This is a genomic window from Castellaniella denitrificans, from assembly GCF_042653765.1.
Classification (GTDB): Bacteria; Pseudomonadota; Gammaproteobacteria; order Burkholderiales; family Burkholderiaceae_B; genus Castellaniella; species Castellaniella denitrificans.
Genome location: NZ_JBHSEZ010000001.1, coordinates 772,240 through 785,253, shown reverse-complemented (window position 1 = coordinate 785,253; position 13,014 = coordinate 772,240). Strand labels below are relative to the sequence as shown.

The 13,014-nt window shown below is 69.4% G+C and carries 12 protein-coding genes; 5 read left to right on the top strand and 7 right to left on the bottom strand.

Going from position 1 to position 13,014, the window contains the following annotated elements; all coding sequences use genetic code 11:
- The first annotated feature begins 3 nt into the window (after window positions 1-3).
- Complete coding sequence (locus ACFO27_RS03720; protein ID WP_376816058.1) at window positions 4-1,107, top strand: substrate-binding domain-containing protein; 1,104 nt, start codon at window positions 4-6, stop codon at window positions 1,105-1,107.
- Window positions 1,108-1,194: 87 nt separating this feature from the next.
- Here ACFO27_RS03720 and ACFO27_RS03715 read toward each other — a convergent pair whose 3' ends face one another.
- On the bottom strand, window positions 1,195-4,629 hold the full coding sequence (locus ACFO27_RS03715; RefSeq protein ID WP_376816057.1) for a DUF748 domain-containing protein: 3,435 nt from the start codon (window positions 4,627-4,629) through the stop codon (window positions 1,195-1,197).
- Window positions 4,630-4,843: 214 nt separating this feature from the next.
- On the opposite strand from ACFO27_RS03715, the gene ACFO27_RS03710 reads away from it, so the two are divergent.
- Window positions 4,844-5,743 carry a bifunctional helix-turn-helix transcriptional regulator/GNAT family N-acetyltransferase gene (locus ACFO27_RS03710; RefSeq protein WP_376816056.1) on the top strand — a complete coding sequence of 300 codons (900 nt, stop codon included), beginning with the start codon at window positions 4,844-4,846 and terminating at the stop codon, window positions 5,741-5,743.
- Here ACFO27_RS03710 and ACFO27_RS03705 read toward each other — a convergent pair.
- The 3 genes from ACFO27_RS03705 to ACFO27_RS03695 form a co-directional block, all read right to left on the bottom strand.
- Entirely contained in the window at window positions 5,735-6,295 is a 561-nt protein-coding gene (locus tag ACFO27_RS03705) for a LysE family transporter (protein ID WP_376816402.1), read from the bottom strand. The two genes, ACFO27_RS03710 and ACFO27_RS03705, sit on opposite strands and share 9 nt — an antisense overlap.
- Before the next feature lie 62 nt (window positions 6,296-6,357).
- On the bottom strand, window positions 6,358-7,407 hold the full coding sequence (locus ACFO27_RS03700; RefSeq protein ID WP_376816055.1) for an NAD(P)-dependent alcohol dehydrogenase: 1,050 nt from the start codon (window positions 7,405-7,407) through the stop codon (window positions 6,358-6,360).
- Between the two features lie 21 nt (window positions 7,408-7,428).
- Window positions 7,429-7,842: a (R)-mandelonitrile lyase gene (locus ACFO27_RS03695; protein ID WP_376816054.1), complete on the bottom strand. Its 414-nt coding sequence runs from the start codon at window positions 7,840-7,842 to the stop codon at window positions 7,429-7,431.
- A 105-nt stretch (window positions 7,843-7,947) separates the two neighbouring features.
- Between ACFO27_RS03695 and ACFO27_RS03690 the strand changes: the two genes are divergently transcribed.
- Window positions 7,948-8,874, top strand: a complete 927-nt coding sequence (locus ACFO27_RS03690; protein WP_376816053.1) for a LysR family transcriptional regulator — start codon at window positions 7,948-7,950, stop codon at window positions 8,872-8,874.
- Between the two features lie 17 nt (window positions 8,875-8,891).
- Here ACFO27_RS03690 and ACFO27_RS03685 read toward each other — a convergent pair whose 3' ends face one another.
- On the bottom strand, window positions 8,892-9,344 hold the full coding sequence (locus ACFO27_RS03685; protein ID WP_376816052.1) for a cupredoxin domain-containing protein: 453 nt from the start codon (window positions 9,342-9,344) through the stop codon (window positions 8,892-8,894).
- Window positions 9,345-9,560: 216 nt separating this feature from the next.
- Here ACFO27_RS03685 and ACFO27_RS03680 point away from each other — a divergent pair, with 216 nt between their 5' ends.
- On the top strand, window positions 9,561-10,145 hold the full coding sequence (locus ACFO27_RS03680; RefSeq protein ID WP_376816051.1) for a hypothetical protein: 585 nt from the start codon (window positions 9,561-9,563) through the stop codon (window positions 10,143-10,145).
- Between the two features lies 1 nt (window position 10,146).
- Here the strand turns inward: ACFO27_RS03680 and ACFO27_RS03675 are convergent, their stop codons facing one another.
- Window positions 10,147-10,896 carry a winged helix-turn-helix transcriptional regulator gene (locus ACFO27_RS03675; RefSeq protein ID WP_376816050.1) on the bottom strand — a complete coding sequence of 250 codons (750 nt, stop codon included), beginning with the start codon at window positions 10,894-10,896 and terminating at the stop codon, window positions 10,147-10,149.
- Window positions 10,897-11,058: 162 nt separating this feature from the next.
- Between ACFO27_RS03675 and ACFO27_RS03670 the strand changes: the two genes are divergently transcribed.
- The gene (locus ACFO27_RS03670) at window positions 11,059-11,883 is read left to right on the top strand and encodes a class I SAM-dependent methyltransferase (RefSeq protein WP_376816049.1); all 825 of its coding nucleotides are present in this window, start codon (window positions 11,059-11,061) and stop codon (window positions 11,881-11,883) included.
- Between the two features lie 27 nt (window positions 11,884-11,910).
- Here ACFO27_RS03670 and ACFO27_RS03665 read toward each other — a convergent pair whose 3' ends face one another.
- Entirely contained in the window at window positions 11,911-12,936 is a 1,026-nt protein-coding gene (locus ACFO27_RS03665; RefSeq protein ID WP_376816048.1) for a YcjF family protein, read from the bottom strand.
- Window positions 12,937-13,014: the final 78 nt, after the last annotated feature.

The following is a 13,014-nucleotide window of genomic DNA, read 5'->3' as shown; positions in this document are numbered from 1 at the left end:
GACATGGCGGTTTACCGGTTCAAGCCCCGGCTGCATTCCGAATGGGTGCTGGAAAAGCAATCCGGGGAAATACTGCCCATGGGCGACGTGTTGCGGCTGCTGGCCGCCGTCGACGAGCACGGCCATATTTCGGGGGCTTGCCAGGCGCGCGGGATCTCCTATCGGCATGCCTGGGGCATCCTGCGCAAGGCCGAGGCGGAATTCCAGGCGCCGCTGATCGAAACGTCCCGGCGGCGAGGTTCGCGCCTGACCAGCTTCGCGCAGCATCTGCTGTGGGCCAACCGGCGCATCGACGCGCGCCTGGCGCCCACCTTCGAGAGCCTGGCGTCCGAACTGCAGGAAGAGCTGCAGCGCCTGTATTCCGAGGAAATGTCCGTGCTGCGCCTGCACGCCAGCCACGGCTTCGCCGTCGAGGGCCTGATGCGCCTGGCCAACGGCCAGGACATGCTGCCGCTGGAACTGCGCTACCGCACCGGGATCGAGGCGCTGGCCTCGCTGGACCGCGGGGAATGCGACCTGGCCGGATTCCAGGTGCCGGTCGCGGAATACGAAAAGCCGATCCTGCAGCACTACAGGCGCTGGCTCGATCCGGACCGCATGCTGCTGCTGCACCTGGCCGAGCGCAACACGGGGCTGTTCGTGCAGCCCGGCAATCCGAAGCGCATCCTGTCGATCAGCGACCTGGTGCGCCCGGACGTGCGCTTCGTGAACCGGCAGATCGGCTCCAGCACGCGCTTCCTGGTGCACCTGATGCTGGAGCGCCTGGGCATCGACTCGAAGGACGTCACCGGCTTCGACAGCGGGGAATTCACGCACATGGCCATCGCCGCCCACATCGCCAGCGGCATGGCCGACGTCGGCATCGGGGTCGAGACCGCCGCCTGGCGCTGCGGGCTGGAATTCATTCCCCTGGCGCGGGAGCGCTATTTCTTTGGCATCAACAAGGAACTGGTCGGCACCCAGTCCCTGCAGCGGCTGCTGGACCTGATGAACGGGGACGCGTACCAGGCCTGCGTGCGGGACCTGGTGGGCTACGACTGCAGCCTGATGGGGCAGGTCCAGACCCTGGAGCAGGCCTTCGGGCCGGAGTTCGCCTGTAGGCGCTGAGGGCGCGGGCGGCGGCCCCTCGCGCGGAGTCGCGTGCGCCCCGGGACCGGGCCGCCGCGGGAAGGCCGGCCCGCCGCCGCGCGCCGCTCAGTGCAGCGAGAAATCCACGCGCGTGGCCGCACCGCCGTCCTCGATCCCGCTCGCGTCGGTCTTGGGCGCCACGATGAAGACCCGGTCGGTCAGGTCCGGCGCGGCCGCCATGATCTGCTCGTACACGGCCTGGGCGCGGGCCTCCGCCAGGCCGTTCAGGGGCTGCTTGCCCAGCGGGGCGGCGGCGAGCAGCAGGGCGTTCATCTGCTCGGGCGGCAGCGACTTGGCGATGCCGATGGCGTTGCGCGGCTTGCCCTTGATCCTGGTGTCGTCGTAGACGTCTTCCAGGTACTTGGCGCGGTCGGCGTCGGTCAGATCGCTGTCCCCGTCGGCCTGCTTGCCGCGCTTGCCGCCCGCCTTGGCCTTGGCGGCGCGGATCTTGCCGTCCACCCAGGCCTGGCGCAGGCCCGCCTCGTCGGCCTGCGGGTCGGCGCGGCCGACGATGTCCATCTTCAGCGCGGGGCGGTCGGCCAGCGCCTTGACCAGGGTGGCGATGTTCGATTTCGCGGTGTCGTCCAGCGCGGCGCTGCCCGGCGCGAAATCGACGTGCGACAGGTCTTCGCCGCCGCCGAAGGCGGAGGCCAGCAGCTTGAAGGGCGCGGTCGCCGCCTTGGCGATCGTGTTCACGATCACCCGCACGATGATGCCGCCCACCGAGAACTGCGGATCGTCCAGGGAGCCCGAGATCGGCAGGTCGATGTCGATGTTGCCGCTGGAGTCCTTCAGCAGGGCGACGGCCAGCAGCACCGGCAGCTTGAGCGCGTCGGGGCTGTCGGACGGCTTGCCGAAGGTGAGCTGGTTGAGCAGCACCTTGTTGCTGGCCTGCAGGGCGCGGTCCTTGATCTGGTAGTGCAGGTCGACCGACAGCTTGCCGCGTTCGATGGCATAGCCGACGTACTTGGACGAATACGTGGTGAAGCGGGGCAGGTCCACGCCCTTGGCCGAGGCGTTCAGGTCGAGCGCCAGGTAGCGCGCGAAGGGCTGCACCGTGCCCGATACCGCGAAGGGCGCCGTGCCGTACACGCGGCCCGCGACGCGGACCTTGGCCGGCTTGGGCCGGGTCGAGGACACGGCCGTGAGCGTGCCTTCGATGGCGGACAGCTCGGCGCGGTAGTTGGGCCGCACGAAACGGTCGTTGAACGTCATGCGGCCGCGCTTGAGCGTGACGCTGCGGATCGAGATGTCGGGCGCGGCGCCGGCGGACCGCGCGGCGGGCTTTTTCGCCTTGGCCGGCGCCGCGCCGGCCGCGCGCGTGCGGCGGGTCTGCGTGTCCTGGGTGATCGAGCCGGCGGCCGTGCCCTCGTCCACCAGGATGTCCATCACGTTCAGGCGCGCGTTGCCGTTGAGCAGGATGTTGCCGTAGAAGTCGTCCAGCAGGATGTCGCCCAGGTCCAGCCCGAGCTTCGGTCCCGCCGCCGAGACGTGCATGTTGTCGAGGCCCAGGCGCTTCCAGTTCAGGAACGGGGCCCTGTTGACGCGGTCCTGGAGATCCAGGTCGTCGACCCGGACGGCGCCGCGCCAGTCCGCCCGCATCGGCTTGCCGTCTTGGGTCGGAGCGAATTCAGCCTGGCCGCGCGCGCCCAGGGTGATGCTGCGCACGGTGGCATTCAGGCTGGATGCGATATAGGGCGCCAGGGAGGCTGCGTCGAACCTGGCCAGATCCATCGAGGTCTTGAGCGTGAGCGGCCGCGCCGTCAGCGTCCCGTCGAGCGCCAGCGTGCCGTGCTTCTGGAGACCCTCGGCCCGTAGAGTGAAATGAGTCGGCGCGTCATCCAGGGCCAGCCGGTCGGCCGTCAGCGCCAGCGAACCCAGGGACAGGTCCACGCCGGGCTTGGCGGATTCGTCGCGCGTCGCGAGCCGTTGCAGGCCGAGTTTCACGTCGCGGGCCTGGACCCGGGCGTCGGCCACGTCGATTTTTCCTTCGAGGCTCAACCGGCCGTCTTTCAGCGCGATCGGCGCGAAGTGGCGCACGGCCGCCGCGAACGGCGCCAGCGCCAGGTTGTCCAGGGCGATCTGCGCCCGCACCGACAGGGGTTGCAGGACGATCGGCGCCTGGACCCGCAGCGTGCCGCCGTCCAGGCTGTTGTCCATGCTCAGCCGCGCCTGCATGGGCTGGTCCGCGGCCTGCGGCCAGGTGATGTGCTCGACCTCGGCGCCCAGGCCGTCCAGCGGATAGTCCAGGCCGCTGGGATCATCGCGCAGATGCACGGCGCCGGCTTCCAGCCTGAAGGCGCCCAGGGCGATCTTCCAGGGGGATTCGGAGGCTGGGTGTGCGGTGGATGCGGTCGGCGTTTCGGTGGCTTCTTGCGGCGCGGGGCCTGGCGTGGCGGCGGGTCCGGATGCGGCGGGCGGGGCGTCGGCGGATGCGGGCGCTGCCAGCCTGGCGAAGCCCTCGGCCACGCGCTGCCAGTTCAGTTGCTGGGCATCGCGGTGCGCTTCTACCTTTGGCTGCGTCAGTGTCACAGTGTCCATGGACACCGTGCGCGCGCCCAGGTCGAGCGCCAGGCCCTCGGCGCGAAGGTCGTCCCAGGCCAGCAGCGGCGCGCCGGAGGTTTCGGTCACGTCCAGCTGGCGCAGGCCCAGGCCGCCCTGCACGCGGATGCGCGGCGCGGCGCCCGGCGGCTGCTCGAACCGCACCTGCAGCCTGGAATCCAGCAGGGCGCTCTTGACCTTGACGGGCAGGGGCAGCGGCCAGAAGTCGGCCCATTTGTCGAGCGATACGCCGTCCAGCGTCACGTCCAGCGTGGACGTGGGGACTGCCTCGAACGGTCGCGCCGTGCCGCTCAGGTCGAAGGGGCTGCCGTTGATGCGCATGTGCACCGCGGGCTGCACGTCGATGTCGGTGGCGTAGCCGAACGAGGAAAGAAAGGGGATGCCCAGCGTGAGCTCGTCGATCGTCTGATGGCGGCTGGTGACGCGATCGTCCAGGGTGACGACGCCTTCCGTCAGCGACAGGTTGTTCAGGGAAAAGCGCGGCGGCCCGGCGTCGGCGGGCTCCGGTTCGGCGGGCCGTTCGGCCGCGCGCGCGGCCAGCCGGTCCGCGATGTCGGAAAAATTGAAGCGTGCGGTGTCCTGGCGCACCAGCGCGATCCGGGGCCGGTCGATGTGGAGCCGGTCGATCACCGGCGCGAACATCACGATGGAGCGCCAGGCCACGCGCAGGTCGAGTTCGCCGATTTGCAGCAGGGGATCGGCCTGGGGCTGTTCGATGACGATGTCCTGCGCGCGCAGCGCCAGCGTGAAGGGATTGAAGCGGATCTCGCCCACCTGGACCGGTCGGCCCAGCAGGTCCGATACGTCCTGGGTCAGCGCGCCGCGCACGGCCTTGGGCACCAGCCAGGCGGCCAGCGCGGCCAGCACCAGCAGCGCCAGCACGATGCCCGCCAGGATCCTGATCGTCCGCCGGCTGGGTTTCAGAACTGGCATCTGCATTGCATGCGCTCCGACTGGTTTTGTTTTTATGCACCGTTTCGGCCCGGGGCATCGATGCCGTGCCGTCCGTGGCTCGCGTTCATTATCCATGCCAGGTTCCGGCGCGTCCATCGGGGAGCGGGAGCCTTTGCATTTTTTTGCGGTGTGCGGCAGACGATCCATTGACGCCCGTCTTTATATCTGACTAAAGTCAGAAAATTATCAGAGAGGGTCGATGATGGACGAGAGCCAGCTGCTGCGGGTGCGCCGCTTCAACCGGATGTTCACCCGCCGGATCGGCGTGCTGAGCGATGATTATCTGGGCACGGGCCGCCCGCTGGGCGAGGCGCGGCTGCTCTACGAAATCGGTCCGGATGGCGCCACGGTGCGCGACCTGCGCGCGCGCCTGGGGCTGGATTCGGGCTATCTCAGCCGGATGCTGCGCGCGCTGGAGGCATCGAAATTCATCGTTTCCAGGCCGGACGCGCGGGACGCGCGCGTGCGCCGGGTGAGCCTGACCGCCAAGGGCCGTCGGGAATGGGCGGCGCTCGACGGCCGGTCGAAGGACCTGGCCGCTTCGCTGCTGGAGCCGCTCGGGCCGGCGCAGCGCGAGCGCCTGCTGGCCGCGATGTCCGAAGTGGAACGGTTCCTGCGCGCTTCGACCGTGACGATCGAGACCGCCGATCCCCATGGCGACGAGGCGCGCGCCTGCATCGAGGCCTATTTCCAGGAACTTCAGGAACGTTTCGACGAAGGCTTCGATCCCGCGCTGACCGTGTCCGCCCGCCCGGAGGAACTGGTGCCGCCCCTGGGATGGTTCCTGATCGCACGGCTGGAGGGCGCCCCGGCGGGCTGCGGGGCGCTCAAGATCCAGGACGGCGGCGTCGGCGAGATCAAGCGCATGTGGGTCGCGCCGTTCGCACGGGGCCTGGGCGTCGCCCAGCGCCTGCTGGAAGCCCTGGAGGCGCGCGCCGCCGACGCGGGCGTGAGCGTACTGCGGATGGACACGCACCGCAGCCTCGCCGAGGCCCGCGCGCTCTATGCGCGCAACGGCTACGCGGAGATCGCGGCGTACAACGCGAATCCCTATGCGCACCATTGGTTCGAGAAGCGGTGCCCGCGGCGGTCAGCGTGACTCCCGGGCGATCGCCAGCAGCACCCCGAAACCGACCAGCAGCCCGCCGAACGCGCGGTCGATCCAGTGGCGGGCGGTCAATAGCCGGCCGCGCACGGCTCCTGCCGAGAAGCACGAGGCCACCAGGCTGAACCAGGCCATGTGCGTTACGGAGATGAACGCGCCGTAGCCGATCTGCGTGGCCAGTGGTGTGTCGGGCCGCACCACCTGCATGAACAGGCTGACGATGAACACCGTGGTCTTCGGGTTCAGCGCGTTGGTCAGGAAGCCGGTGCGCAGTGTCGCCAGGTCCGACAGCGGCGCGATACGGTCATCGGCTGACACTTCGCCGGGCCGCGCGCGCAACATCTTCACGCCGAGATGGATCAGATAGGCCGCGCCGGCGAGCTTGATGGCGTCGAACAGCCACAGCGACTGCTGGATCAGCAGGCTCACACCGACCAGGGTATAGGCGACGTGCACCAGCACGCCCAGGCCGATGCCCAGGGCCGTCAGCACGCCCGCGCGGGCCGGCAGCCCCCAGGCCGACTTGCTGGCGTGGCTGCGGGCGATGGCCTGACCCGGCGTCTAGTACGGCGAGAGGAGGCAGGAAACGGCGCGCGGGCCATCCGCCTTCAGGCCGCGAGCGAGGCGCAGTCGATGACGAAGCGGTACTTCACGTCGCCCTTGAGCATTCGTTCGTAGGCCGCGTTGATCTGGTCGGCGCGGATCATCTCGATGTCCGCGACGATGCCATGCTGCGCGCAGAAATCCAGCATTTCCTGCGTCTCGGGGATGCCGCCGATCATCGAGCCCGCCAGGCTGCGGCGCTTCATGATCAGGCCGAACACCTCGGGCGAGGGGTGCGGCGAAGCCGGGGCGCCCACCAGCGTCATCGTGCCGTCGCGCTTGAGCAGCGCGAAGAACGCGTTCAGATCGTGCGGCGCGGCCACCGTGTTCAGGATGAAATCGAGGCTCTTGGCGTGCGCGGCCATCTCGTCGGCGTCGCGCGACACCACGACTTCGTGCGCGCCTAGCGCCCGGGCCGCCTCGCGCTTGGATTCGGAGGTGGTGAACGCGACCACGTGCGCGCCCATGGCGTGGGCCAGCTTGATGCCCATGTGGCCCAGGCCGCCGATGCCGACCACGCCCACCTTGTGGCCCGGGCCCACGTTCCAATGGCGCAGCGGGGAATAGGTGGTGATGCCCGCGCACAGCAGCGGCGCCACGGCGGCCAGTTGTTCTTCGGGGTGGCGGATGCGCAGCACGTAGCGTTCATGCACCACGATCTGCTGCGAATAGCCGCCCAGCGTGTGGCCGGGCGCGTCCCGCGTCTGGCCGTTGTAGGTGCCCACCATGTGGTCGCAGTAGTTTTCCAGGCCTTCGTCGCAGTCGGCGCAGTGCCGGCAGCTGTCGACGATGCAGCCCACGCCGACCAGGTCGCCGACCTGGTGGCCGGACACGTCCGCGCCCACGGCGGACACGCGGCCCACGATCTCGTGGCCCGGCACGCAGGGGTAGCGCGTGCCCGCCCATTCGGCGCGCACCGTGTGCAGGTCGGAGTGGCACACGCCGCAGTAGGCGATGTCGATCCGCACGTCGTGTGCGCCCGGCGCGCGGCGGGTGATGTCGAGAGGTTCGAGGGGAAGGTGGCCCGCATGGGCGCCGTAGGCTTTGATGGTCATGATCCTGTTCCTCGTCAAGCGTCAGTCGGGGTTGCCCGCGATCCTGTATTGTCCATCGTCGACCAGCTCCAGCCAATCGACGACCCGGCCGTCCAGCGCCTCGGCGAGGGCGATGTGGGTCATGGCCGTGGTGGGCGCGGCGCCGTGCCAGTGCTTCACGCCGGGCGGAATCCACACCCGGTCGCCAGGGTGGATCTCGCGCACGGGGCCGTCCCATGCCTGCACCAGGCCGGATCCGGCCGTCACGATCAGCGTCTGCCCCAGCGGGTGCTGATGCCAGGCGGTGCGAGCGCCGGGCTCGAAGGTCACGGTGGCGCCGCCGATGCGCGCGGGCGCTTCGGCCTGGAACATCGAATCGATGCGGACGGCACCGGTGAAAAGGTCGGAGGGCCCCTGGGCGGAGGCTTGCGAGCCGATGGGGGTGATGGTGATCATGAGAGCGTTCTCCTGGGCTGATACGAGCGTGCCTCCACTGTATTGCGCATCGACTTGGCTGATAAGATAGAAGAATCGGCATGCATAGGTGCATTTAATTCAACAATGCAGGCAGAAAATCTCAATGATCTGCGGGCCTTCGTGGCCGTGGCGCGCGAGCGCAGCTTCACCCGCGCCGCGGCGCAGTTGGGTCTGTCGCGTTCCGCGCTCAGCCACGCCATGACGGCGCTGGAGGCGCGCCTGGGCGTGCGGTTGCTGACGCGCACCACCCGCAGCGTCTCCACCACCGAAGCCGGCATGCGGCTGCTGGATACGCTGTCGCCGATGCTCAGCGAACTCGATGCCGAACTGGCCTCGCTGCGGTCCCGGCGGGACCAGCCCGTCGGCACGGTGCGCATCACCGCGGACGATCACGCCATCACGCACATCCTCTGGCCCCGGCTGCGGCCCTTGCTGCGGGACCATCCTGGCATCCGGATCGAACTCAGCGCGGACTACGCGCTGACGGACATCGCGGCGCATCGCTTCGACGCCGGCGTGCGCATCGGCAACCGGGTGGACAAGGACATGATCGCCGTGCGCATCGCCCCGGATCTGCGCATGGCCGTGGTCGCGTCGCCCGAGTGCCTGGCCGGCGGGCCGCCGCCCGCCGCGCCGCAGGATCTCGCCGGCCGCCCCTGCATCAACCTGCGCCTGCCGACCCACGGCGGCCTGTACGCCTGGGATTTCGAGAAGGAAGGCCGGGCATACACCGTGCGCGTGGACGGGCAGGCGGTCTTCAACAATACGTTCCTGATGCTGCGGGCCGCGCTGGACGGCGTGGGTTTCGCGTACGTGCCGTTCGATCTTGCGCGGCCGCACATTGAACAGGGGCGGCTGATCCCCGTGCTGGAGGGTTGGTGGCCGCTGTTCCCCGGCTACCACCTGTACTATGCCAACCGCCGACAGCTCGCGCCGGCATTGGCGCTGGTGATCGAGACGCTGCGCTGGCGGGAAGACCGGCCCGGGCCGGTGGCGGGTTCCCGCCGCTGAACGTCGGCGGGGCCTACCTACCCGATCACGAACTGGCCCTTCATGCCGGCCTCGTAGTGTCCCGGGATGGTACAGGCGAAATCGAGAGTGCCCTCGTGCGGGAACGTCCAGGCCAGTTCCCCGCTGCGGCCTGGATCCAGCGTGAGGGCGTTGGCCTCGTGGTGCGGCGGCATGCCGGGGTGCGCCCGCATTTCCTGGGCGTGCGCCAGGATCTCTTCCAGTTTTCCCAGGACGATTTCGTGGGGCAGCCTGCCCGCGTTGCGGATCCTCAGCCGCACGGTCTCGCCCGGCCGCACCGCGATCAGGTCGGGGTGAAAGCGCATGGTGTCGTCCATGGTGATCTCGATGACGCGGGCGGTTCGCGCCTGCGCCGGCATCGCGCCCATGTCGTGCGGGGAGTCGCCATGGGCGTGCGCCGTGGCGGCGGCGAGAAGCAGCGCCGGGAGAAGAGCGATCGATCGGATGCGCATGGTGGGCTCCTTGTGCTGGATTGACCGGCCAGCTTAAACCTTGCCACCATGGCAAGCGCAAGAGGCCCTTCCGGGTATGCAGGGATGGGCATGCGTCGGCATCCATGCGCCGGATGCGGCGGAAACGGTCCCTATTTGTTTTTCCGCTAAATATTCAAGTTTAAAATGGTATGAGCCGCCGGGTGCCGAAAGCGGCGATCGGACAGCGGAGGATCCATGGATGCATCGCTTGTTACGCCCCCAGGCCGCGAGCCCGGGCTGATCCGGTGGCGCTATCTCTGGTATGTCGCGGCGGCGCTGGCCGTTCTGGTGGCGGCCATCCTCGCCGGAAATCTCTGGTTCCTCGACTGGGTCCATGTCATGAGCGGGGTGCTGTGGACCGGCATCGACCTGTTCATGGGGTTCGTCATCGGCCCGATCATCCGCGGCGTGTCGATTCCCGTGCGCAAGGAAATCATCATCCGGCTGACCCCGGTCACCCTGTTCCTGATGCCGACCCTGTCCGTCCTGACGGGCACCGCGGGCTGGTTCCTCGCGGTACGGATGGGATTCACGCAGCTGCCCTGGCCGCAGTTCGGCTGGATCGCCGCCGCGCTGGTGCTCGTGACGCTGATGACGATCCAGGGCCTGGGCTATCTGCTGCCGACCAGCGTGCGCGTGTGCCTCGAGCTCCGGAAACCCGCCCCGGATGGTCCGAAGATCGGCCGCATGATGAGCCGGTTCTATTACGTGGTGGCCAGCCAGGGCGTCATGCAGGTCACCATCATCGTGGTCATGGCGAGGCTCGCCACCGGGGTGTGAATCAGGCCGTTCGTCGCGTGTGCCCGGGATGCGCCGGCGCCTTCACGCGGGCGAATGGGCTCAGGGCGAACCATGCGTCGAAAGTGCCTGCGAGCTGCCGGCTGCCCGTCAGGGCCAGGCGCCCCGTCCCGCGCGCATGGGCGGCGCTCGCATGGCCGAGCCATATTTCGGTCAGCGTGCGCAAGTCCGTGGAAACGTAGAGGTCCACTTCGTATCCCGGGTCGAAGGTGCACAGGTCGGTGTCGCGCCCCCGTTCGGCGATCAGCCAGTAGCAGCGTTCCTTGGCGGGACGTTCCGGGAAGATGAACTGGATCGTGTTGCGGCGGTCCGGCATCGACGACACGTCGACGCGGCGGCGCACGTCCCACATCAGCAGGTCGGCATCGAGATGTTGCAGCGTGGCCTCGGCGGCGACCCATCGCTGTCCCCACACGCCCATGGTCTCCACGATGGGGCGCAGTTCCCGGCCGGCGACCGTCAGGCGGTATGCGCAGGCGTCGGTTTCGTCGGGGATGGGACACCGGACCAGGATACCGGCCGCCTCCAGTTCGCGCAGGCGCCTGGCGAGCAGGGCGGAGGACATGCGCGGCAGGCCGCGGCGAAGCGCGTTGAACCTGGACGATCCCAGCAGCAGTTCCCGCAGCAGCAACAGGGTCCAGCGGCGGCACAGGACTTCCGCCGCCATCGCGATCGGGCAAAACTGCTGGTAGCTGCCTCGCGCCATGCGTCCCTCCCGTTCGACGGCGGCCATGACAGTGCCAGTTTACGCCCCCGCCGGGCGGGGGGCGGTTCAGAAACAGAACTGGCGCGCGAGGCCGGTCGGGGACATGATGGGCCGACGGAGCGGGGAGGGATCCCGGCGCGGCCCGGCGAAGGATGCGCCGGTCGCGCCATCGACACGCAGGAGCATGCCATGTCCACTGAAAATCTCGTTCCTGACTACCAGGCCGTCAAGCAGCGCCAGCAAGCCGTCTGGGCGTCGGGCGACTACGCCGCGATCGGCGTCACGCTGCAGATCGTCGGCGAGAATCTTTGCGAGGCGGTCGACCTGCGCGCCGGCAGCCGGGTCCTCGACGTGGCGGCCGGCAATGGGAATGCCTCCCTCGCCGCCGCGCGCCGTTTCGCGCAGGTCACCTCCACCGACTACGTGTCCGGGCTGCTCGCGCGGGGCCGGGCGAGGGCCGAGGCCGAGCGCCTGCCCATCTCGTTCCAGGAAGCGGATGCCGAGGCCCTGCCATTCGCCGATGGCAGCTACGATGTCGCGCTGTCCACGTTCGGCGTCATGTTCGCGCCGGACCAGGAGCGGGCCGCCGCGGAGCTCGTGCGCGTCGTCGTTCCCGGCGGGCGCATCGGGCTGGCGAACTGGACCCCCGAGGGCTTCATCGGGAAGCTGCTGGCGCTGGTCGGCCGCTACGCCCCGCCGCCCGCGCCCGGCCTGCGCCCGCCCACGCGCTGGGGCAGCGAGGACGCCCTGCGCAGGCTGTTCCCTGGGCATGCCCTGGAGATCCGGCCGCGATCCTTTATGTTCCGCTACCGGTCTCCCGAGCATTGGCTGGAGGTCTTCGAGGCCTGCTATGGTCCGACGCACAAGGTGTTCGCCGCCCTCGCGCCCGGCCGGCGGGATGCGCTGGCCCGGGAGGTTCTGGACCTGCTGCGCGGCCATGACCGGGGCGGCGATGGCTCGCTCGTCGTGCCGGGGGAATACCTGGAGGCCGTGATCACCACGCGGCCGGCGTGAACTCCCGCGACTGGCCGGCGCGCGGGGTCAGCCCCCGCGCACCATCTGCAGGATCCTGGCGGTGTTCAGGCCGCGCGACATTTCCTGCATCTGCGGCAGGTACCGGTCCTGCATCTGGCGGCCGTCCGCCATCACGTGCTGGTAGGCGTCGCGCAGCATCTGCGTATTCAGCGCGCGGCCGCCGGCATAGTACTGGTGGGCGACGTGGCCCAGCGCATAGGTGGAGGCGAAGCTCATGCCGCTGCTGACCGCCTGGCGGCCCAGGCCGCCGAGCAGGCCCCCGCCCACCTTGCCCAGCAGGCCGCCGAGCAGCTTGCGGCCCGCCTGTTCCAGGTACTGCGACGTCAGGCCCACGCCCAGGGTGGCCAGCAGGTCCTTGATGTGGCCGCGGTCCAGCTCGTAGCCATGGCTCTGGCCGATCTGGTAGACCAGCCGCATCTGCAACGGGATGATGGCCAGCGTGGACAGGTTCTCGGGCAGCAGTTCGATGGCGCCGTTGAGGATCGACGCATTGAGGATCTTGCTGTCCATCTCCGCCGCCGACAGCGCGCCCGGGCGGCGTTGCGCGGCGGTGCCGGATGGCGCATCGGGCATATCGGTCGCATCGGGCGCGGCGGGATGCGGCGCGCCTCCTCCCGCCGCGGTTGCCGGTGCCGCCGCGGCCATCACGGGCGCCGTGCCCAGCGGCGCGGCCGCCAGCGTGTCGGCCTGCGCGTCGAATGCCGTCGGCGCCTGGCCCAGCGCTTCGCGCAGCCGGGCGAGGAAGGCCTGTTCCGGCTCGCTGGTCCGGCCGTCGGCTTCGCATACGCAGACGGCCATTTCATAGGCCAGCTGGCGCGCCTCGCCGCTGGACAGCTTCGGCAGCACGTCGGCCAGTCGCACCCGGCGCATCAGCACCTCCTGGTACAGGCCGGGCAGGTTGATCCGCTGGTCTTCCGCCAGTCCTTGCGCGACCTGGCGGATCTGCTCGCGCTCGCGGTCGTGCTTGTCGCCGTCGGCGTACGAGGCCAGCAGGCAGATGGTGAGGATGGCGCGGACTTCTTCAGTGTTCATCGATTTCCTTGTCGATCCGGATGGCCCGCTCGTGCGGACCTCCGGGGGTTGGAAAGGCAGGGCGGATCCGCGTCCGCC

Coding starts and splice junctions, on each gene's coding strand:
- ACFO27_RS03700 (WP_376816055.1), bottom strand. CDS start 7,407: ATGACCATCAAAGCCTACGGCGCCCATGCGGGCCACCTTCCCCTCGAA.
- ACFO27_RS03665 (WP_376816048.1), bottom strand. CDS start 12,936: ATGAACACTGAAGAAGTCCGCGCCATCCTCACCATCTGCCTGCTGGCC.
- ACFO27_RS03680 (WP_376816051.1), top strand. CDS start 9,561: ATGGATGCATCGCTTGTTACGCCCCCAGGCCGCGAGCCCGGGCTGATC.
- ACFO27_RS03695 (WP_376816054.1), bottom strand. CDS start 7,842: ATGATCACCATCACCCCCATCGGCTCGCAAGCCTCCGCCCAGGGGCCC.
- ACFO27_RS03710 (WP_376816056.1), top strand. CDS start 4,844: ATGATGGACGAGAGCCAGCTGCTGCGGGTGCGCCGCTTCAACCGGATG.
- ACFO27_RS03670 (WP_376816049.1), top strand. CDS start 11,059: ATGTCCACTGAAAATCTCGTTCCTGACTACCAGGCCGTCAAGCAGCGC.
- ACFO27_RS03720 (WP_376816058.1), top strand. CDS start 4: ATGGCGGTTTACCGGTTCAAGCCCCGGCTGCATTCCGAATGGGTGCTG.
- ACFO27_RS03715 (WP_376816057.1), bottom strand. CDS start 4,629: ATGCAGATGCCAGTTCTGAAACCCAGCCGGCGGACGATCAGGATCCTG.
- ACFO27_RS03685 (WP_376816052.1), bottom strand. CDS start 9,344: ATGCGCATCCGATCGATCGCTCTTCTCCCGGCGCTGCTTCTCGCCGCC.
- ACFO27_RS03675 (WP_376816050.1), bottom strand. CDS start 10,896: ATGGCCGCCGTCGAACGGGAGGGACGCATGGCGCGAGGCAGCTACCAG.
- ACFO27_RS03690 (WP_376816053.1), top strand. CDS start 7,948: ATGCAGGCAGAAAATCTCAATGATCTGCGGGCCTTCGTGGCCGTGGCG.